Below are 20,280 nucleotides of genomic sequence, written 5' to 3' on the forward strand. Positions count from 1 at the left end.
CATGGCTAGTTCTGCAGAATCTTCTGGCCTTTGACGACAACGTTCCTGTTGGCCTTGATGTTGATGGCGCCGGAGCCGTCGATGGTGATGTTCTTGCCGCTGATCACGATGGTGCCGTCCTTCTTCATGGTGATGCTGGCCGCGCCCGTCGTCAGGCTGATCGAGTCGCCGGCGTTGAGGACAAAGTTCTTGCCAACGTCCAGGCTGTCGTTCTGCTTGATGTCGGTGGTGCGGTTGCGTGCGACGTCGCGGGATTCGTTCTGGCCGATCTGGGTACTCTGGTTGCCATTGATCTCGATACCTTCGTTGCCTTTGACCGTTTCGTTGCGGTTGCCGATGATGCCGATGGTCTCGTTACCGCCCACGTCCTCGGTGCGGTTGCTGACGATGGTGATGCTTTCGTTGGCACCGACCTTTTCCGTGCGGTCCGCACCTATGGTGATGGTCTCGTTGCTGCCCACCTTTTCGGTGCGGTTGGCGCCGATGGTGATTTTCTCGTCGCTGCCCACATCTTCGGTGCGGTTCACGCCGATGGAGATGGTTTCGTTGTTGCCGACGGTTTCCTTGCGGTCGACGCCGATCTTGATGGTTTCGTTGTTGTCCACGGTCTCAGTGCGGTCGTGTTTGACGTGTACGGTTTCATCGTTGTCGATGGTCTTGCTGCGGTCGTGGCCGACCCAATGGGTCTCGTCGTTCTCGACCTCGATGTCCTGATTCTTCTCGGCGTGGATAAACAGTTGCTCCGCGCCTTTCTTGTCCTCCATGCGGATCTCATTGAAGTTGGCCTGTGAGCCGTCCTTGCTTGAACGACTTTTCACGCCACTCTGAGTGGCATTGGCTGGCAGCTTGTAGGGCACGGTCTGTTCGGCGTTGTAGACGCGACCGGTGATGATCGGCCGGTCGGGGTCGCCTTCGAGGAAGCTGACGATCACTTCCTGACCGATCCGCGGGATCTGCACCGCCCCCCAGTTTTTGCCAGCCCAGGCTTGGGACACGCGAATCCAGCAGGAGCTGTTTTCGTTGGATTGGTCATGGCGATCCCAGTGGAAGTGCACCTTGACCCGGCCATACTGGTCGGTCCAGATCTCCTCGCCACTGGGGCCAACCACCACGGCGGTCTGTGGCCCGCGGACAATGGGCATGGGCGTCAGAGGGAGAGGGCGGAAGGCTTGGCTGGCATCCATGCAGTCCAGCTCGCTGACGAACTGTTCGGCTAAATCTGACTGTCCGCTTTCATAGATTTCCTGACGGATCTGATAGCGCGCGACCACCACCAGGTATTCGCGATTCTGGTCCGCACGGTCGTAACCCGTCAGCGTGAACAAATGACCGGAGCCCAACCCGCGGGCCCGGCCGCGCAACTGCACGCGCTCGAACTGGCTGTGAATGGCTTCGATGCGGGTGCGTGCGTAGTGATCGCCATCGTTGCTCTGCAGGTATTCACCGGGGTAGTCATAAAGCGGGTGGTCACCGTTGCTGTGGTTGCGTACCACGCTGGAGCGCACCTCAAGGCTGGCGCGCGGGCGCAGGAAGTCATAGTCGTTCAGCGCCAGCGAACCCGGCTGGACTTCCCGCGCCAGTTGCCAGTCGTAGAAATGATCGCGCTCGCGCATTTGCCGATCGGGCGGATAGAAGGGCACCGAGTCGTAGTCCGCTGGCGTGGAGTGAGCACCATAAGCGTCGGCCAGCACCAGGACATGACGCTCCTTTTCATGGCGGAAGTAGTAATAGATGCCTTCCTGTTCCATCAACCGGCTGACGAAATCGAAGCTGCTTTCGCGGTACTGAACGCAGTATTCCCACTCACGGTAGCTGGCGCTGAGGCTGTCTTCAAAATCAGAGAAACCGAGGTCGCGAAACACCTGCTTGATGATGTCCGGCACGGTCTTGTTCTGGAAAATCCGACAGTCCGAGGTCCGCGTGAGCAGCCAGAACCATGGCCGCAAACTGACGCGGTATCCCGCGAACTGGCCGTGACCGGTCAGTTGCCGGCAGCTGCTGATAATGCCGTGGAAATAGCGTTTGCCTCCGTTGTACAACTCCAGGGTCAAACCCATCGGTTTGCCCAGCAACTGATCGAACTTGATCGCCCGGTCTTCGGAGGTAAGGTCCAATTCGTAGTGAAACAACCGCCCCAACTCTTCGCTGCCATCCATGCTCTGCAAAAACAGGACATCGCCACCGAGAGGACTGTCGACCTGTACCAGACGGTTGTTTTGGGTGATTGCCATCTACGGCTTCCTTGGCTCGTGTTCGGGCATCCGTTCGCCGTAAGGAAGGCAGCGGCGTATCAGGAATACCGGCCAATGACGGCCCCTCAGATGTTCAAGATAGGTGACCGGTGGTCGCTGACTTAGGTTATTTGGTTATAGTTTCATTCTAGAACCGCACCAACAGTGATGAGCACCAGCAACTAGGCTCCAGACAGGAGGAGGGGCCCGACGGCAAGGGGCGGGCGATTATCGTGTGTTTGCCACAGTGGAATGTTCTTGAGCCCCGGCCTCCAGCACCTGCACCATCACCTCGGATTGCCAGGCGAAGTACGGGTTGTAGGTCAACCGTGCATGGACTTTACCGGGCTCACGATAACCCCAGTCCGAATACCAGACAGGGCCACCTGCCTGGCATTGTTGGTAAGCCGTGTCGCTCTGGCCGTTCCAGCACAGACGCTGGTTACCCTGGCGACCATATTGCGGATTATCTGGGGAGAACAGCACGCCCATATGGGAAAACTGACTGATCTGCTCGGCCGGCAACTGGTCGCTGCGCACCAACAGGCGCGGACTTTGCAATTCGTTGGCGAGGTTGCCGTACCAGATCATCCGCGACCCCGGGTTGGGGAAACGCCGATTGAAGGCGTCCCGTACAAACTCCACATCCACCACCGAGTCATGGGCCGCACTGACCACCAGCACCGGGCGGTCGAACGCCTGCGATGCCAGCTTGCTGCGCACGGCGGTACTGCTTAGGTAAAACTGGGCGAAGCCATTGGTTGGCACGTTCTGGTAGCGCAGCGACGTCTGCTGTGGGGCCGCGCTGGTCGGCTGCCGTAGCCATGGTTTGACCTTCGCCAGCCACGGCAGCACCCAATCAAACCCAACATTGGACTTGAACGCCGGGGAAAACAGCAGCAGCCCAGCGATCGACTGATCGTCCATGGCGTACGCCACAACCAGGTTGGCACCGGTGGAGAAACCGCCCAGGTAAACGTGGCCGACATCCTTGCGTAGCAGCGTCACCTGTTGTTCCACGGATCGACGCCAATCATTGATGTCAACGTCGAGCATATCGGCCGGCCGAGTGCCGTGGCCGGGCAGCAGCACGGTGCGTACCCGATATCCCTGGCTGGCCAGTTGTGTCGCGACATCTACGAATGAGCCAGGCGAATCGCCAAGGCCGTGAACCAGAAGAACGCCTCTACCATTGGGCTGCGCGGGTACCCATTCACGGGGAGCGTTCCAAGCCAGCTCCAAGGTGTGGTCGGGATTCTGAAACTGCCGATTACGCTCAATCTGCGCCAGGGTTTGCAGGCGGTAGTCGCCAAAGCTGACCGGCGCCGGCTGGGCGACCTCAACCGGAGCGCGCGCGCAGCCGGCAAGGCCGATCATCAAGAGCGCGTAGAGTGCTTTCATTGGGTTTTCCATATGTCCATGTTGATGTCCTATCGAGAGCGATAGATGTACCACGTGGCTCGCAGTGCACAAAACCCGGAAGAGTTACTTTAGGTGGGGGGAGCTGACGTCAGGGTGACGGGTGGCTGACAGGGATGCGAGTAAACGCGCTCTATACACATGCTGTTTAACAAGTGGTAGCTTTCGAGCATGCTCTGTGTGGTCTTTTCCCCCCAACCAGAAGCTTACGAAAATGTAATTCTGACTTCAGGTCACTGACAGGGTGGCTTGTCTAGGGTGCAAGCACGAGCACTAGGTTGTGCTCTCGGCCCTCGACAGACCAAAAGCAGAGGTGCCGACCATAGTTTGCACTGTTGGAGACTGCCCCATGAAATCGCTGAAACCTTTGCTTCTGGTTGGTTCGCTACTGCTGTCTTCTATGACTTGGGCCGAAGGGGGCAGCGACCGTGTATTCGAGCGCATCCAGCAGATGCGTGACAAAGCAGAAGCCGTACTGATCCAGGCGGAGAAGGCCCCGGTCGGCGAGCGGCATGTGCACATGAAGGAGCATATGAACATGCTCGAAGACATCATGAGCCAGCTGCACAACGAACATCCCGCGCCAGACATGTCTGCCGAAGAGCACCTGGCCTGGATGGAAAAGCATGACGAGCTGGTAGACGACGTGCTGGGTCAAATGATTCGAGAGCACAAGCTGATGATGGCCGACAAGGAATGCCATCAGTAAAGGATTTCCCCCATCTTCCAGGCCTTTCGTGATTGCTCCTTTGGCCTAGCAGCGCCTCTATGGCGCGTTGCTTTTTCCCAGCTGACGCAATTGTAGTTTTGGGGTCAGCGGCCTGGCAGCAAGCGGGGAATAGCATGAGATCCAGCACCCATCGCGAGGTCTCACCATGAAAGGCTTATCCTTTAAGCTGCTGATCAGCACTCTGTTCATTAGCACCACTTTTCCGGCATTTGCCGAGGCCGGCGGCAATAGCAATGGCATCGGGCAGCAGACCCAGGCGACTCCGGGAACTCGTACCATCTTGGTAAAGATGGACGACATCAACTACAGCCAGAAAACGATCGATGTGAAACCGGGTGAAACCGTGCGCTTCGTTCTGAAGAACGAGGGCGCGTTGATGCACGAGTTCAACATCGGGCAGACAGCTTCCCAACTGGAACACCAGCGTAAGGTGATCGTACGCTGACGTCTATTGATACTCGTCAACTCCGCCCAGTCTGAGACACCTATGCTGATCCAGCTGCCATTGAAACGAGGCTATTGTCATGGACCATACCCATCACACCAGTACCACTGAACCGCCTTTTTGGAAGAGCAAGATTGGCATTGCGCTGATCATGCTGGCCGTAATCGGCATCTTCTATGTGGCACGCGAGCATTACATTCACATCTCGCAGGCCCTGCCATACCTCATCCTGCTGCTATGCCCGCTTATGCACCTGTTTGGTCACAATCATGGCGGGCACTCCCACGCTAGCGGTGCCACGGTCTCCAAGGATGAAGATAGGAAATAAATCGCATGCGAAATTCCTCCTGCCACGATCACGGACATGCACACAACTCGCACGGTCAACCGGAAAGTCAACGCGACCCCGTGTGTGGCATGGAGGTGAAATCTGATAGCCCATACCGCGAGAGCGTTGAAGGGAGGACCTATCGCTTCTGCAGTGCCAAATGCCTGCAGAAGTTTCAAGTTGATCCCCACTCGTACATGGGCCACTCGTCTCATGAAGCACATCAGCATACGAGTCAGTCCCCGATATCGGCACCAGAAGGAGCCGCATATACCTGTCCGATGCATCCTGAGATTCGCCAACCGACCCCTGGCAACTGCCCGATCTGTGGCATGACGCTGGAGCCTGTCATCCCGGAATTGGAAGAGGAGGAGAACCCGGAGCTGAAGGACTTCTCACGGCGGTTCTGGTGGACCCTACCGCTGACCGTCATCGTGACCGAGCTGGCGATGGCTGGCCATTCCTTGCAACTGTTTCATGGCACGACCCAGAACTGGGTTGAGCTTGCTCTGGCGACGCCCGTGACGCTATGGGGTGGCTGGGTGTTCTTCGCCCGCGGCATTGACTCCATCCGGCACCGCAGCCCCAACATGTGGACGCTGATCGGTTTGGGAACGGCTGCTGCCTACTTATACAGTTTGGCCGCTACCTTGGTTCCGCGGTGGTTTCCGGCGGCCTTTGTCCAGGACGGACGTATCGGCGTCTATTTTGAAGCAGCCGCGGTGATTATCTCACTCACGCTGTTGGGCCAAATGCTCGAACTAAAGGCCCGCTCGCAGACGTCCGCAGCTATCAAATCGCTGCTGGGACTGGCGCCAAAGACAGCGCGGCGCATCAGGCCCGATGGAGTAGAAGAGGACATTCCTCTGACTCATGTCCATCAGGGCGATCATCTGCGTGTCCGGCCAGGCGAGAAGGTTCCTGTAGATGGCACTGTGCTGGAGGGTGAGAGCGCAGTCGACGAATCGATGCTCACCGGCGAGCCAGTACCGGTTACCAAGCGGATAGGCGATGCCCTTATCGGTGCCACCCTGAACACCCACGGCAGCCTAGTGATGGAGGCGCAGAAAGTGGGTGCCGAAACTATGCTGTCGCAGATCGTGCAGATGGTGGCCAAGGCCCAGCGCTCCAAGGCCCCCATGCAGCGTATGGCTGATGCGGTGGCAGGGTATTTCGTGGTCGGGGTGATCCTGATCGCGGTCCTTACGTTCTTCGGCTGGGGGCTATTCGGGCCGGAATCAGGCTGGGTATTTGGCCTGATTAATGCGGTGGCGGTGCTAATCATTGCGTGTCCCTGCGCTCTTGGTCTGGCAACCCCGATGTCCGTCATGGTTGCGACTGGCAAGGCCGCTAGCTGCGGTGTGTTGTTCCGCGATGCCAGCGCCATCGAAAATCTATGCAAGATCGACACGCTCATCGTCGACAAGACTGGAACCCTGACCGAGGGGCGTCCCGTATTCCATAGTGCGGAAGGGACAGGCGGTTACGACTCCAATGAGGTGCTGCGCCTGGCTGCTAGTCTCGACCAGGGTAGTGAGCACCCGCTGGCTCATGCCATCGTCGATCATGCGCGTGGTCAAGGCATTGCACTGGTCAAGCCGGCTATTTTCGAGTCTGGCTCGGGCATTGGTGTGCGCGGGCAGGTCGATGCTCATCAACTGCAGCTCGGCAACACCGCGCTGATGGACGAGGCGGGTGTCGATATTACCCCGCTGCGTAATCGCGCCGAACAACTGCGTCTGGAAGGCATCAGCATCATCTATTTGGCCGTTGATGGTCGCCTGGCGGGACTCCTGGCCGTTTCCGATCCGATCAAGCCTACTTCTCAACAGGCTGTCTCCAAGCTTCAAAGCGAAGACGTGAAGGTCATCATGGCCACTGGTGATGGCCTCACCACAGCAAGAGCCGTGGCGAAGCAGCTCGGAATCGAGGAAGTGCATGGTGAGGTCAAACCGCAGGATAAGGAGAATCTAGTCGCCGATTTGCAGGGCTATGGCCGTCGTGTCGCCATGGCGGGTGATGGCATCAACGATGCGCCCGCCCTGGCCAGGTCTGACGTAGGTATCGCCATGGGCACCGGTACCGATGTGGCGATGAACAGTGCCCAAGTGACGCTGGTCAAAGGAGATCTGATGGGCATCCTGCGAGCGCGCACCCTGTCAGTGGCGACCGTGAAGAACATGAGGCAGAACCTCGCCTTTGCGTTCCTCTACAACGCGATGGGAATCCCGCTAGCGGCGGGGCTGCTTTACCCGCTAACGGGGCATCTTCTGTCGCCCTTGATTGCTGCGCTGGCGATGAGCGTCAGTTCGGCGTCGGTGGTCTTCAATGCTCTGAGGTTGAAATCAACGGACATCGGCTAGTCTCCCAGACCACCGGCCAACGGCTGGGCCTTATTGGGCTGGGGCAGTTGCGTGAATAAAATCACGAAGGTCATCCAGTCGCTGGATCAGAACGCACGGGTAGAAGTGGATCGAGCAGCCGGCAAGGTCACCGTTGAGAGCATAGAAAGTGCCGAATCGATCCGCATTACTGACGGCCTGGAGAAGGACAGCACGCAATGAATAAACACTTTCCACACATGTCGTTTAACATAATATACATTACACGTAACAAAGTATGTCGCTACCAGCCGGACTATCCAGCAGATTTTCCACCAGACGCTTCCCCTCACCATCACCCACAAGCATCACTGAAAACCAATTCACCGCGCACCAATCCCTTGGCGAGCATCATCACAGCAACCACCAAACTACCAGCGCGTGCGCAACGTCATGCCCATGCTGCGCGGGTCGCCGGTAAGCACTCCGTAATCACCTGCGCCAAGCCGAGGGTAAACGGCAGTGATGTAGTTCTTGTCGAACAGATTGCGCGCCCACAGTTCGGCTTCCCAACGCCTGTTGCTGCGGCGCAGTCCAAGACGCAGGTTGGTCAGCCCATAGGATGGTTGGTAGCTGCCCTGGCCACCTTCGAGCGTGCCGTAGTAACCGCTGCGGAATTTGTAGTCCAGGGCGCTGAACAGCTCCAGGCCATGCTCCAGTGGGTAGCGATAGTCGATTCCGGCGTTGGCGTTCCACTCTGGAGCGTTGAACACGCGTTGACCTCCCAAATCGCACGACCACTGCGCGCTGGTTGGCGAGCACGGCGCGTTGGGGAAATCCCGGTAGCGTGCGTCACTCCAGGCGATCCCCAGCCTCAGGTCAACCCGTTCGCTGGCACGTAGCTGCGCGTCCAGTTCGATCCCGCGCAGGCGCACTTTGCCGACATTGATCAGGTTGTCGCGGATCGGCGGCGAGAACTGATCCGCCGGCGCACGGTTGGTCAATGCCTGGTAGTCGTCGACATCGGCCTGGTACACAGCCAGATCGAGCACGCCTCGTTCGTTCCAGAAGCTGCGCTTGAGGCCCACCTCGACCGAAGTGACCCGCTCCGCATCGAATGTCGATGAGAGATTGGGGCCGATTACGTCGAGATTGATTCCACCGGCCTTATAGCCGCGTGACCAACTGGCATAGCCGAGCAGGTCATCGGCAAACTGGTAGCTGAACGTCAATTGTCCGGAAAGATTGCTCTCCTCGATCGCATCACGTCGGTAGTACTCGCCGCCGAGTGCGACGCTGCGCAGCAACGGGCCCGCCAACTGCGAGATCAGGTCAGGGCCCAGTGGCGCCAACCCCGAAACGCTGCGCGACAGCCAGCCCTGCTTGCGCTCGCGGGTGTAACGCAGCCCTGGTGTGATCGCCAGGCGGTCCGTGGCATGCCAGGTGAGTTGACCGAACACGGCGCGGCTATCGGTGCGCTGCTGACCGTCGAAGTCCTGCTGCGCGCCATCGAGCAATGACGGGGCAATCATTCCGGGCGTAATGCCCAGCCAGTCGATTTCCGGGCGATCCCCCAGAAAATAAGCGGCCGCGTCCTCGCCGAAACGCACGCCCACCTCGCGGTTCAACTTCTGCCGCAAATAATAAAGGCCCACCACGTAGTCGAAGTGTTCGTTGGGCGAATCGGCCAGGCGCAACTCCTGGCTGAATTGATGGTGATCGAGTTTCACGGCGGCGTTTTCGGCGACCGACAGCGGCATGCCATCGCCGTCCTGGTCCGCATCATAGGTCCAGTCGCGGTAACCGCTGATGCTGGTCAGCGTGGCGCCGCTGTCGAGCAGCCAGTTCAACTCCAGCGTAGTGCCGGTCTGCAGCGTCTTCACCGTGTTCGGTTCGTCTTGCTGCACGCGACGCGCATAAGGATCTATCGGCAGTTGGCGGTAGCCAACGAAGGCGGCTCGATCAATGCTCGTCTGGCTGTAGTTGCTGGCCGCAAAGACATTGCCCTGCTCGTCCTGCCAACCATACTCACCGATCAGTCGCGCGCTGAATGTTTCGCTCGGCGTCCACATCAACTGTCCCCGCAGGCCCTGGCGGTTCTGGTCACCCAGGTGGCTGCCGTCGTAAGTGTTCTCTATGAGCCCGTCGCGCTCTACGTCGTAGCCGGTCAGGCGCCCTGCCAACACCCCATCGATCAGCGCGCCTGAAACCGTGCCGCGATACTGACGCAGGCCATCACTGCCGACCGAGACCTCGCCATTGCCTTGCGGCTCGAAGGTGGGCGCGCTGCTGCTGATGTTGATCGCACCTGCCGTGGTGTTTTTGCCATATAGGGTGCCCTGTGGCCCCCGCAACACCTCGACCCGCTCGATATCGACCAGGTCGACCAGCGACATGCCTTGGCGCCCGAGGTAAACCCCATCGAGAAACACCCCGACACTGCCGTCCAGGCCATCGTTGTAGGAGCTCGAACCGAGTCCGCGAATACCGTAGCTGGCGTAACGCGCACTGGGCACGGCCACCAACAGACTCGGCACGCGCTGCTGCAGGTCCTCGGTACGGTAGATGCCGGCATCGTTCAATTGCTCGCCATTGAGCACGTTCATGGCAATCGGCACGGCCTGCACGCGCTCCTCGCGGTGGCGGGCAGTGACCTTCACCTCGTCGAGTACCAAGACCGAAGGCCGGCCAGCCTCCGCCTGTTCAGCACCAGGATCCTGATCATCGGCCTGGGCCCCACTCAGATAGAACCAACATACAACATGAAGCAGGCATCCATAGCGCACTCGGGGCTCGATCATCCTGGACACAGCAAACCTCTGATAGCGAACTGACATATAGCCGCTGCGAGGCTACATCATTCAGACTATGGAAAAAATCGTAAACGCTCGGGACAATCCAGTCCCAGGGGGCGGTAACAGCCAAGAACTGTTTGCATCGCGCGTTCGAGCTTGTAGGATCCGCGCATTGTGACTGGATGGCCGAGATTCACCAGGGCCAAAAACGACCGTTATCACACTCATTCGTCTACCCTCACAAAGCGCCATGCGGTTGTCCGCGAGTGCCTGGCGCTTCAATATTCCTGCGTTAACGTACCGGAGATTTTCCATGCTCAAGCGTTCCCTGGCATTGGCCGTCGGCTTGACCCTGTCTTTCAGCGCCTTGCTGGCCCAGGCCGCCGACACCCTGAAAGTCAGCGCGATTCCCGATGAAGCCCCTACCGAATTGCTGCGCAAGTTCAAGCCCTTGGGCGCTTATCTGGAACAACAGACCGGCATGAAAGTCGAGTTCATTCCCGTAAGCGACTACCCCGCGGTGGTCGAGGCGCTGGCGACCGACCGCATCGACCTGGCCTGGCTGGGTGGTTTCACGTTCGTGCAAGCACGCTTGAAAACCGGTAATGCGATCCCGCTGGTGCAGCGCGAGCAGGACGCCCAATTCACCAGTAAATTCATCACCGCCGACCCTGCGGTCAAATCCCTCGCCGACCTCAAGGGCAAGACCTTTGCATTCGGTTCAGTGTCTTCCACCTCTGGCAGCCTGATGCCGCGATACTTCATGCTCCAGGACGGCATCAAGCCGGAAAGCTACTTCAGCCGCGTAGGTTACTCGGGCGCCCATGACGCCACCGTCGCCTGGGTCCAGGCCGGCAAAGTGGATGCTGGGGTACTGAACGCCAGCGTCTGGGAAAAACTGGTCGCCGCCGGCAAGGTCGACACCACCAAGGTCAAGGTGTTTGCCACCACCCCGGCCTACTTCGACTACAACTGGACGGTGCGCGGAACGCTCGACCCGGCGCTGGCAGCCAAGATCAAGGCAGCCTTCCTGGCACTCGACCCGGCAAATCCGAAGGACAAGGAAATCCTCGATCTGCAGGCTGCCAGCCGCTTCATCGAAACCAAGCCTGAGAACTACAAGGGCATCGAGGAAGCCGCACGCGCCGCCGAATTGCTCAAATGACATTACATCTGACCCAGGTCAGCCTTACCCACGCCAACGGTGTCCAGGCGCTACGTGGCGTGGAGCTGCACATCGGTGCCGGCGAACAGGTCGCCATCATCGGTCCGTCCGGTGCGGGTAAATCGAGCCTGCTCAATCTGCTGGGCACGGCCCTGCGACCGGGTCAGGGCGAAATGCAGGTGCTCGGTGAAACGGCCTGGCAGTTATCTGCCCGCCAACGACAGCGCCTGCGCGCGCGCATCGGCTTGATCCACCAAGCGCCGCCCCTGCCACCGCGCCAGCGCGTAATCACTGCGGTGCTGGCCGGCAAACTGGGTCAGTGGGGCATGGGCAAGAGCCTGCTGAACCTGCTGCACCCGCTGGATGTTCCCGGCGCACGGGCGGCATTGGCCAGGCTGGATCTGAGCGACAAGCTGTTCGCGCAATGCCAGCAACTCTCCGGCGGCCAGTTACAACGCGTTGGGATTGCCCGGGTGCTGTATCAGGCACCCGAGGTGTTGTTGGCCGATGAACCTGTTTCGGCCATGGATCCGGTGCTGGCCGAGCACACCCTTTCAGTGCTCTGTCGCCATGCCCGTGAGCACAACGTCACCCTGGTCGCCAGCCTGCATGCGGTGGACCTGGCCCTGGCGCACTTTTCGCGGATCATCGGCCTGCGTGACGGACAGATCCTGTTCGATCTGCCGACCGATGCCGTCGACCGTGAGCGGCTCGACAAACTCTACGCCAATGAGCAGTTGATACCCTCGCCTCCACCGCCCTCCCCCTTGAGTGTGCAAATCCCGCGATGCTGACACGCGATACCCGAGACCCCGCCAGCGGCCCTCGCCTGCTGCTCTGCCTGTTGGCGCTTGTCCTGCTGTGGCCGGGCATCCACTTCAGCGAGCTGGACCTTGGCGTGCTGGTGACGAGCGACAGTCAAAGCGAGATGGGCCGGTTTGTCTCGGCCTTCTGGCCACCGGCCCATGGCGAAGCGTTCATTGAGCTGCTATTGCAAGCCACCTTGCAGACCTTGGCCATTGCCACGGCGGGTATGGCTTTGGCATTGCTGTTCGCCGTTCCCGCCAGCCTGCTGGCCAGCCGTGCGCTTTCGCTGTCTGCGGCCTCCCGGGGTGGCCAACCGAGCTATTGGGGGCAACTGCTGCGCTGGCCGGTACGCGGTCTGCTGATCTTCCTGCGCAGCGTGCCGGAAATCGTCTGGGCCCTGCTCTTCGTCCGCGCCGTCGGTCTGGGTCCGACTGCCGGGGTATTGGCCATCGCCATTACCTACAGCGGCATGTTGGGCAAGGTCTACGCGGAAATCTACGAGTCGGTCGACCAGCGTCCGGCACATGCACTGTTGCAGGCTGGCAGCGGCCGACTGACAGCCTTCTGCTACGGGATCCTGCCCAATGTCGCAGCGGAGCTGCTGTCCTACACGGTGTACCGCTGGGAGTGCGCCATTCGCGCCTCGGTGGTGATGGGCTTCGTCGGTGCCGGTGGTCTGGGCCAACAAATGGACCTGTCGTTGCGCATGTTCGCCGGCGGTGAAGTGGCCAGCATGCTGTTGACGTTCCTCGTCCTGGTCCTGCTGGCCGATCAACTCAGTCGCCTGCTGCGCTGGAGGCTGGCATGAACCGCCTGTTCAACGCGATATTGCTCCTGTGCATCGGTGCAGCCGTCGTCGTCTCGTTCGCCTATCTGGGCATCGACCTCGGCCAGCTTGGCGACGGCGACAACCTGAACCGGATGGGCGCTTATGCCCAGCGTTTTCTCAGCCCGGACCTGAGCCCGAGCCATCTGAAAGCAATCGGCCACGGTGCCCTGGAAACCATCGCCATGTCCGCCCTTGGCACCCTGCTCGCCGCGGTGTTCGGCCTGGTCCTGGCCCTCCCCGCCGCCGGGCGCTTCGGTTGGCCGATGCAAAGCACCTCGCGCCTGGTACTCAACGCCTTGCGCGCGGTTCCTGAACTGGTGTGGGCGGCGCTGATGGTCTTGGCTGCTGGGCTGGGCCCCAATGCCGGCACCCTGGCATTGGCGCTGCACACCACCGGCGTGCTCGGCCGGCTGTTCGCCGAAGCGCTGGAAAACACCCCACCCGAACCGGCCGAAGCCATTCGTCTGCAAGGCGGCAATGCCGTGTGGGCGTTCTGTTACGGCACCCTGCCCAACCTGATGCCGCAGCTGTTGGCCTACATCCTGTACCGCTGGGAAAACAACATCCGCATGGCCAGCGTGCTGGGCTTCGTCGGCGCCGGCGGATTGGGGCAAATGCTCTATGTCAGCCTCAGCCTGTTCCAGGAGGCGCAGGCCAGCACGGTGATTCTGGCGATGCTGCTGCTGGTCCTCGCGGTCGACTCGCTGAGCAGTTGGAGTCGTCAACGCTGGGTCAAGGCCTGAAAGCTGCCGCGTAGCGGCGAGTTTGACACCACATGTTCAGACCAGGGTGGCTCCCCTCCCTTGCCCACGGGTTGACCGCAACCGCTGCAGCCTGTCAGCGAACTGAAATATCCCCGACTTATTCTGCTGATGCGCGCATTGCGGCGATGTGCGGGTTGTACGTGCCTGCCCGTTCGGAAGTCATCCAGGGAGTCCGCCATGAAAATCAGTGTATTCGGTAGTGGTTACGTGGGATTGGTGCAAGCGGCGGTGTTGGCCGAGGTGGGCCATGACGTGGTGTGCATGGATATAGACGAACAGAAAGTCGAAAGCCTGCGCCAGGGCCAGGTGAGTATCTTCGAACCCGGTCTGGCCGCGCTGGTGCGTGAGGGATCAGAAGCCGGACGTCTGCATTTCACCCACGATGAAAAGCTCGCGGTGCAGCACGGCCAGGTGCTGTTCATCGCCGTGGGTACGCCTTCCAGGGAAGATGGCTCGGCCGATTTGAGTCAGGTCCTGGCCGTCGGTGAGGCGGTGGCTCGTTACCGCGAACAACCAGTCCTTGTCGTGGAGAAATCCACTGTACCGGTGGGCACCGGCGACGCCCTGCGGGCGCACATCGACAAATGCCTGCTCAAGGCCGGCCGTTTGTTGCAGTTCGATATCGTGTCCAACCCCGAGTTTCTCAAGGAAGGCTCGGCGGTGGCTGATTGTCGCCGTCCGGATCGCATCGTGATCGGCTGCGAAAGCAATGAAGTGCGCGACACCATGCGCGACTTGTACGCGCCCTTCAATCGCAACCATGACCGGATCCTGTTCATGGATCTGCGCAGCGCCGAGCTGACCAAGTACGCAGCCAACGGCATGCTGGCGACGAAGATCAGCTTGGGGTCATGCCGAGATAAAGGAAAATTAGGACATAGGGGTCCTATCCTATTGATATAAAAAGAATTCTATTTGGTCTGTGTGTCTCGCCTGCCTCATGCTCGTAAGCGTCTATGCTGATCTATTTACATGGGGGCTGAGCGATGGCGGCTTTGGAGAGAACGGCATATCCACGACTAGCAACTACCCTCAGTGCTAAGGATTTACACCGCAACTATTCGCTTTCCGCAGGAGAGCTTGACTGGATTTCCAGGGCAGCTCGTAGCCCTGCCCTTTCCCTTGGGCTGGCAGTCCAGCTCAAGGTATTCCAAGAGCTCCATTACTTTCCTCCCCTAGACGAGATACCTCCAGAAATTACTGATCACATCAGGAATACCCTCGGTTTTGGCCCTCGTATCACTTCCCGCTACACCAACCCGCGTACTTTTTATAGGCATCAGGCGGCCATTCGTGAGTACCTCCAGATCAAGGCTTTCTATGGTAGTGAAGCGCTCACCATAGCTCTCCACCTTGCGCACGAATCTGCCGAGGTACTCGACCAGCGGGCGGATATCATCAATGTGCTGATCGGCGAGTTGCTGCAGCGCAGCTACGAACTCCCAGCCTATTCCACCCTCAATGACGCTGCTGAGGATGCCTTAGTTGCAATGCAGGAGCGGCTATTCAATCTCGTTGTGACCAGGGCGCCAATTGAGGCGGTCTACAAACTGAAAGAACTGCTCGAAACGGATTTCGGGCGACGCCAAAGTGACTTCAACGCCCTCAAGCAGGCACCCAAGAAGCCATCCCGCAAACACTTGGAAGTGCTGATAGGTCACATGGCTTGGCTCGAGAGCTTTGGGAATCTAGATGCCATTTTTGATGGAATCGTCGATACCAAAATCCGCCACTTCGCTGCCCAAGCTGCGGCGTCGGACGTCGCCGAGCTTAAGGACTGTTCGCTGCCGAAGCGTTACACGCTGATGCTTGCCTTGATCTATCGGATGCGCGTGCGGACTCGGGATCACCTAGCCGAGATGTTCATCCGGCGAATCTCCACGATTCACAAACGTGCCAAGGAAGAACTAGAGCAAATCCAAGCACGGCAACGTCAGAAGCTGGAGCAGCTGGCGGCCACCCTGGACGGTGTGGTGCAGATTTTGGTTCAGGAACCGGATGACCAAGAGGCAGGTAGCCTGATTCGGGAATACCTCTCCCCCGACGGCAACCTGGAACGGTTACGCGAAACCTGTGCCGAAGTCCAGGCTACCGGCGGTAATAACTACCTGCCGTTGATCTGGAAGCATTTCAGGTCCCATCGCTCGCTGTTGTTCCGTCTCAGCCACCTTCTCCAACTGGAGCCCACGACTCAGGATCGGTCGCTGGTTCAGGCACTTCAACTGATACAGGACAGCGAGAATTTGCACCGCGAGTGGATCGACGAGCACGTCGACTTGTCGTTTGCGTCGGAGCGCTGGGTCAAGGTCGTTCGTCGTCCTGCCAGTGAGGGGCCACCGACCAACCGGCGCTATCTGGAAGTTTGCGTATTCTCCTACCTGGCCAACGAACTGCGATCCGGTGACATGTGCGTACAAGGGTCGGAATCCTTCGCCGACTATCGCAAGCAGTTGCTACCCTGGGACGAATGTCTCCAGCGACTACCAGCCTACTGCGAAAAGATGGAACTGCCTGGCACGGCGAAGGAATTTGTTACCTCCCTCAAGACCCAGTTGGAGGAAACCGCGCAGCAACTGGATGACAAATTCCCCTCTTGCCGAGGGGACGTATCGATCAACGAAGCCGGCGAACCGGTATTGCGCCGAGTGACGGCGCGCGACATCCCGCCATCGGCCATCTCGCTACAGACGGCCCTCATGCAACGCATGCCGGCCAGGCACGTACTCGACATCATGGCCAATATCGAGCACTGGATTCAGTTCACTCGACATTTCGGGCCGATGTCCGGCAACGAGCCAAAGCTCAAAGAACCTGCCGAGCGCTACCTGATGACGATCTTCGCCATGGGTTGCAACCTCGGCCCCAGCCAGGCCGCGCGGCATCTGGCCGGTAATGTCACCCCGCACATGCTTTCCTATACCAATCGCCGTCACCTCTCGCTGGAGAAACTGGACAAGGCTAACCGCGAGCTGGTGGAGCTCTACCTGCAGCTCGATCTGCCCAAACTCTGGGGCGATGGCAAGGCGGTGGCTGCGGACGGCACCCAGTTCGACTTCTATGACGACAACCTGCTGGCCGGCTACCACTTCCGCTACCGCAAGATGGGAGCCGTGGCCTATCGGCATGTGGCCAACAACTACATCGCTGTATTCCAGCACTTCATCCCCCCGGGCATCTGGGAGGCAATTTATGTAATCGAGGGGCTGCTCAAGGCCGATCTCAGCGTCGAAGCTGATACGGTGTATTCCGATACCCAGGGCCAGTCGGCCACGGTGTTCGCCTTCACTCATCTGCTTGGCATCAACCTGATGCCACGCATCCGCAATTGGCGCGACCTGGTGATGTGCCGGCCGGATCGCGGCGCTGCGTATAAGCATATCAACCGCCTGTTCACCGACACCGCCGACTGGCACCTGATTGAAACCCATTGGCAGGATTTGATGCAGGTCGCGCTATCGATCCAGGCGGGCAAAATCTCCTCGCCTATGTTGCTGCGAAAACTCGGTTCCTACAGCCGGCGTAACAAGCTCTACCACGCGGCACAGGCACTGGGCAGCGTGATCCGTACGATCTTCCTGCTCAACTGGATCGGCAGTCGCGAGTTGCGCCAGGAGGTTACCGCGAATACCAACAAGATCGAGTCCTACAACGGATTCTCCAAGTGGTTGTCCTTCGGCGGCGACGTGATCGCCGAGAACGATCCGGACGAGCAACAGAAGCGACTGCGCTACAACGACATGGTGGCCTCGTCGGTGATCCTGCAGAACACTGTGGACATGATGCGGATCCTGCAGAAATTGGCTCGCGAGGGCTGGCAGTTCACCGATGAGGATGTGTCCTTCCTCAGCCCCTACCTGACCAGCAACGTCAAGCGTTTCGGCGAGTTCAACCTCAAGCTCAACCGGCCGCCGGAGCCCTGGATCAAAGACTCGGTGTTCCAGCAGGCAGCCGGGTCCATCCGCACTGGCAAGCTCGGTACTGCGGAAACCGAGGAGATGGCCTGATGAACATTCCTCCTGCGTCATTTCGCGTCACGCCCTACGGCGAGGTAGATGCCGAGGCGCTGGAGCGTTTGCATGACGTCTACGACACCACCCAGTTGCTGTGTCTAGTCGATGGGCTGGATCTGCTGCTTAAGGAAATGAACAACATCGGCGGCCTCAGGGATGGCCTCCTGCGGGTACATGCCATGGCGAAAACGGTGCTCGATGGTGCGGCACTATCGGTGTCTGTGACGGAAGGCGGCAGTATCTGGGAGGAAGCCGAGTCGCTTGATGAGGATCTGGTGGAACTGGGCAATTGGCTGGCCAGCGTCAGAGCTCAACTGAGGCCTTTGATTGAACTCATGCCGGCCGATCCTCATTAACCAACTAGTCGCCAGCAACACCGAGCAAGCTACTGGCTTCTGAACGGCTCAAAAAGTTGACCCACATAACCTGTCGGATAGTTCCGGTCACGCAGTCCTACTTCGGCGCTGCCGGGCTTGCTTGCGCTGTCATAGAAGGTTCCAAGCAACTGATCCCACACCAGCAAGAACTCACCGAAATTGACCTGAGCATCCTCGAAGTCGCGTTTGTGATGCCAGCGGTGTGTTTCTGCAACGCCGATGACGCGCCGTAGCCAGCCCAACGAGTAGTCCAGATTTGAGTGCTGGAAGGCCAAATGTACCGTCAGGATGCCGAACCAGGTGGCCACGAGTGCAGAAGGAGTGCCCATCGCAAAGAGCACGAGCAGCCCAGGCCCTGCCATGATGGCGGCATGCAACGGGTGCCGGCGCTCGCCGTTCATCCAGTAGAGCCGCTCAGCGCTGTGATGTGGCTCATGCAAACGCCACAGCCATGGAACCTGATGGCTGAAGCGGTGCATGGCGTACAAACTAAGGTCCAGCACGGCGGCGACAATGACTAGCTGAGCCCACAGCGGTAAATCTGTTGGGAAGACACGGAACTCTGCGGACACCCAATCGCCCAGCCGGGCCAGCACGGTCGCCGTAAACTGGATCACAGACAGGTTCACGACCATATGGATGATATCGGTAAGGGCATCCTGGTGGTCCTCTAACCAGTCGTCCCGGAAAGGCTGCACGCGTTCCAGCAGCGCCACCAGCAGAATCCCTAGGGCGGCAATGATCGGTGTGCTGGGCCAATACGGAATACCCGTGTAGAGCAACCAGATCATCCAAGCTGCGGCCCCGCCAAAGATTGTTGGATAGCTGAGCCAGCGGATCATGAATGTGAGTGAATTACCCATCGTGAAGCCCTCCTTGAGATGACTCCACTTTGTGCCAATCACTGGGATGGCGCTTGAACAGAAAAGCTGAATTCAGCCTTTCAGACTGACATGACCCAAGGCAGATGAAGGGTCGAGGCCAAACAGGTCGCGGAAGGTGCGGGAAAAGTGGGCCGCATCGGCGAATCCGGCAGCGTGGGCGGCCGCAGTCAGGTTGGCGCCGCTGGCGATATGCTGGAGCGCTATGACCAGGCGATTCCATTTCCGGTAGCTGCGCAGCGGCAGGCCGGTCTGTTCGACGAACCAATGTGAGAATCGGGTAGGCGACAGATGAACGCGCTTGGCCAACGCCTGCCTGCCATTAATCGGCTCTTTTAACGCAGCGAGGACCGACTGCAATCGCGGATCGGAGGCCGGCGGAGTCGTAAGGTTGAGAACAAGGCGCACCATTTCCCGAATTTGCTGGGCTGACGGATCGGAGCTGCTCAGCAATTTTCGCAGCGATGCTGTATCGCCCATCTGAATCGGAGTGATGCCCTCCCCGATGTTATCGGGAAGTGCTCGCGCCTCATCAGACAGCGCGTCGAGGTAGATCGACAACACTTCGTCAGCTTCGATCTGATGGGCCACCCCTGCCCTGATGCAGATGGCCCTTGCCGTCACTGACGAGGATGTACACTTCACAGTCAAGCTGCCGTTCAAGCTGACGGTAATTTGATGCGCCATGTGGCCATGCCAATCTTGGCTACCCGCCTGCCCCAGAAAAATGCCCAGCCCGGGTGAAATCCAGGCTCTGCCATGCCAGCCGATACCCTGCGTTGCGTTCATTCAGCGGCACCTCAGGGTTCCACATCCAGCTGCATTTTGTGCACTAATGAGCTTTATAGCTAATTATAGAGTGATTATAGAATCCTCTTTGGCCTGAACTCTATCGCTTGCTCGATTGAAATCTCACCCGCTACAAAATCAGCTCCCCCTTTGAGATTAGACACTCTATTTGATCCAAATCAACGAAGTGCCGTTATCGTCAAAAGGAACGCTCATGCCTCGGGGCAATCTGCTATCGTCGCCCTATCGCCCCGCCTGGTGAATTGCTGTGCGTCGGATTGGATTGATCCTGCTAATGATTGCTAGCCTCGTGCTGCCGACCTTCGGCGGTATGGCTTTCAGCATGCCGGCACAACCTTGCCCGATGCAGAGCGCCGATCATCAGGGCC

16 protein-coding genes and 1 pseudogene are annotated in these 20,280 nt (G+C 59.1%); 12 read left to right on the plus strand and 5 right to left on the minus strand.

The window, feature by feature from the left end; translation table 11 throughout:
* Positions 1-5: 5 nt before the first annotated feature.
* Positions 6-2,231, minus strand: a complete 2,226-nt coding sequence (locus HQ912_RS15015) for a type VI secretion system Vgr family protein (protein ID WP_173406965.1) — start codon at positions 2,229-2,231, stop codon at positions 6-8.
* Positions 2,232-2,459: 228 nt separating this feature from the next.
* The gene (locus HQ912_RS15020) at positions 2,460-3,608 is read right to left on the minus strand and encodes an alpha/beta fold hydrolase (RefSeq protein WP_313959893.1); all 1,149 of its coding nucleotides are present in this window, start codon (positions 3,606-3,608) and stop codon (positions 2,460-2,462) included.
* A gap of 391 nt (positions 3,609-3,999) precedes the next feature.
* On the opposite strand from HQ912_RS15020, the gene HQ912_RS15025 reads away from it, so the two are divergent.
* From HQ912_RS15025 to HQ912_RS15045, 5 genes are all read left to right on the plus strand, one after another.
* Positions 4,000-4,359 (plus strand): co-regulatory protein PtrA N-terminal domain-containing protein, encoded by a 360-nt coding sequence (locus HQ912_RS15025; RefSeq protein ID WP_173406967.1) that lies wholly within the window; start codon positions 4,000-4,002, stop codon positions 4,357-4,359.
* 166 nt (positions 4,360-4,525) lie between these two features.
* Complete coding sequence (locus tag HQ912_RS15030; RefSeq protein WP_409936828.1) at positions 4,526-4,825, plus strand: hypothetical protein; 300 nt, start codon at positions 4,526-4,528, stop codon at positions 4,823-4,825.
* Positions 4,826-4,904: 79 nt separating this feature from the next.
* The gene (locus tag HQ912_RS15035) at positions 4,905-5,153 is read left to right on the plus strand and encodes a DUF2933 domain-containing protein (RefSeq protein WP_173406968.1); all 249 of its coding nucleotides are present in this window, start codon (positions 4,905-4,907) and stop codon (positions 5,151-5,153) included.
* Between the two features lie 5 nt (positions 5,154-5,158).
* On the plus strand, positions 5,159-7,516 hold the full coding sequence (locus HQ912_RS15040; protein WP_173406969.1) for a heavy metal translocating P-type ATPase: 2,358 nt from the start codon (positions 5,159-5,161) through the stop codon (positions 7,514-7,516).
* A 33-nt stretch (positions 7,517-7,549) separates the two neighbouring features.
* Positions 7,550-7,717 (plus strand): heavy-metal-associated domain-containing protein, encoded by a 168-nt coding sequence (locus HQ912_RS15045; RefSeq protein ID WP_173406970.1) that lies wholly within the window; start codon positions 7,550-7,552, stop codon positions 7,715-7,717.
* A gap of 188 nt (positions 7,718-7,905) precedes the next feature.
* Here the strand turns inward: HQ912_RS15045 and HQ912_RS15050 are convergent, their stop codons facing one another.
* The gene (locus HQ912_RS15050; protein ID WP_260990032.1) at positions 7,906-10,149 is read right to left on the minus strand and encodes a TonB-dependent receptor; all 2,244 of its coding nucleotides are present in this window, start codon (positions 10,147-10,149) and stop codon (positions 7,906-7,908) included.
* A 433-nt stretch (positions 10,150-10,582) separates the two neighbouring features.
* Here HQ912_RS15050 and HQ912_RS15055 point away from each other — a divergent pair, with 433 nt between their 5' ends.
* The 7 genes and pseudogenes from HQ912_RS15055 to tnpC all read left to right on the plus strand — a co-directional run bounded on the left by HQ912_RS15055 (position 10,583) and on the right by tnpC (position 18,200).
* On the plus strand, positions 10,583-11,434 hold the full coding sequence (locus tag HQ912_RS15055) for a putative selenate ABC transporter substrate-binding protein (RefSeq protein ID WP_047226486.1): 852 nt from the start codon (positions 10,583-10,585) through the stop codon (positions 11,432-11,434).
* Complete coding sequence (locus tag HQ912_RS15060; RefSeq protein WP_047226487.1) at positions 11,431-12,228, plus strand: phosphonate ABC transporter ATP-binding protein; 798 nt, start codon at positions 11,431-11,433, stop codon at positions 12,226-12,228. The genes HQ912_RS15055 and HQ912_RS15060 overlap by 4 nt, the downstream gene beginning before the upstream one ends.
* Entirely contained in the window at positions 12,222-13,049 is an 828-nt protein-coding gene (locus tag HQ912_RS15065) for a PhnE/PtxC family ABC transporter permease (RefSeq protein ID WP_173406972.1), read from the plus strand. The genes HQ912_RS15060 and HQ912_RS15065 overlap by 7 nt, the downstream gene beginning before the upstream one ends.
* On the plus strand, positions 13,046-13,813 hold the full coding sequence (gene phnE / locus HQ912_RS15070) for a phosphonate ABC transporter, permease protein PhnE (protein ID WP_173406973.1): 768 nt from the start codon (positions 13,046-13,048) through the stop codon (positions 13,811-13,813). Before HQ912_RS15065 ends, phnE begins: the two co-directional genes overlap by 4 nt.
* Before the next feature lie 198 nt (positions 13,814-14,011).
* Positions 14,012-14,677: pseudogene (locus HQ912_RS15075) on the plus strand (UDP-glucose dehydrogenase family protein); the annotation flags it as partial.
* A gap of 143 nt (positions 14,678-14,820) precedes the next feature.
* Positions 14,821-17,838: a Tn3-like element ISPa42 family transposase gene (locus HQ912_RS15080; protein ID WP_173406974.1), complete on the plus strand. Its 3,018-nt coding sequence runs from the start codon at positions 14,821-14,823 to the stop codon at positions 17,836-17,838.
* Positions 17,838-18,200, plus strand: a complete 363-nt coding sequence (gene tnpC / locus HQ912_RS15085) for a Tn3 family transposase post-transcriptional regulator TnpC (RefSeq protein WP_173406975.1) — start codon at positions 17,838-17,840, stop codon at positions 18,198-18,200. The genes HQ912_RS15080 and tnpC overlap by 1 nt, the downstream gene beginning before the upstream one ends.
* A 29-nt stretch (positions 18,201-18,229) precedes the next feature.
* Here tnpC and HQ912_RS15090 read toward each other — a convergent pair whose 3' ends face one another.
* Entirely contained in the window at positions 18,230-19,084 is an 855-nt protein-coding gene (locus HQ912_RS15090) for a sterol desaturase family protein (RefSeq protein WP_173406976.1), read from the minus strand.
* 72 nt (positions 19,085-19,156) lie between these two features.
* Positions 19,157-19,891, minus strand: a complete 735-nt coding sequence (locus tag HQ912_RS15095; protein WP_173406977.1) for a helix-turn-helix domain-containing protein — start codon at positions 19,889-19,891, stop codon at positions 19,157-19,159.
* Positions 19,892-20,280 lie beyond the last annotated feature (389 nt).

Source organism: Pseudomonas sp. MPDS, assembly GCF_013283895.1.
Taxonomy (GTDB): domain Bacteria; phylum Pseudomonadota; class Gammaproteobacteria; order Pseudomonadales; family Pseudomonadaceae; genus Aquipseudomonas; species Aquipseudomonas rhizophila.

What these genes read in the sequence shown, in the direction of transcription:
- tnpC (WP_173406975.1), top strand. Translation starts at nt 17,838, where the DNA reads ATGAACATTCCTCCTGCGTCATTTCGCGTCACGCCCTACGGCGAGGTA.
- HQ912_RS15030 (WP_409936828.1), top strand. Translation starts at nt 4,526, where the DNA reads ATGAAAGGCTTATCCTTTAAGCTGCTGATCAGCACTCTGTTCATTAGC.
- HQ912_RS15040 (WP_173406969.1), top strand. Translation starts at nt 5,159, where the DNA reads ATGCGAAATTCCTCCTGCCACGATCACGGACATGCACACAACTCGCAC.
- HQ912_RS15025 (WP_173406967.1), top strand. Translation starts at nt 4,000, where the DNA reads ATGAAATCGCTGAAACCTTTGCTTCTGGTTGGTTCGCTACTGCTGTCT.
- HQ912_RS15065 (WP_173406972.1), top strand. Translation starts at nt 12,222, where the DNA reads ATGCTGACACGCGATACCCGAGACCCCGCCAGCGGCCCTCGCCTGCTG.
- HQ912_RS15020 (WP_313959893.1), bottom strand. Translation starts at nt 3,608, where the DNA reads ATGATCGGCCTTGCCGGCTGCGCGCGCGCTCCGGTTGAGGTCGCCCAG.
- HQ912_RS15035 (WP_173406968.1), top strand. Translation starts at nt 4,905, where the DNA reads ATGGACCATACCCATCACACCAGTACCACTGAACCGCCTTTTTGGAAG.
- phnE (WP_173406973.1), top strand. Translation starts at nt 13,046, where the DNA reads ATGAACCGCCTGTTCAACGCGATATTGCTCCTGTGCATCGGTGCAGCC.
- HQ912_RS15090 (WP_173406976.1), bottom strand. Translation starts at nt 19,084, where the DNA reads ATGGGTAATTCACTCACATTCATGATCCGCTGGCTCAGCTATCCAACA.
- HQ912_RS15055 (WP_047226486.1), top strand. Translation starts at nt 10,583, where the DNA reads ATGCTCAAGCGTTCCCTGGCATTGGCCGTCGGCTTGACCCTGTCTTTC.
- HQ912_RS15015 (WP_173406965.1), bottom strand. Translation starts at nt 2,231, where the DNA reads ATGGCAATCACCCAAAACAACCGTCTGGTACAGGTCGACAGTCCTCTC.
- HQ912_RS15080 (WP_173406974.1), top strand. Translation starts at nt 14,821, where the DNA reads ATGGCGGCTTTGGAGAGAACGGCATATCCACGACTAGCAACTACCCTC.
- HQ912_RS15095 (WP_173406977.1), bottom strand. Translation starts at nt 19,891, where the DNA reads ATGAACGCAACGCAGGGTATCGGCTGGCATGGCAGAGCCTGGATTTCA.
- HQ912_RS15060 (WP_047226487.1), top strand. Translation starts at nt 11,431, where the DNA reads ATGACATTACATCTGACCCAGGTCAGCCTTACCCACGCCAACGGTGTC.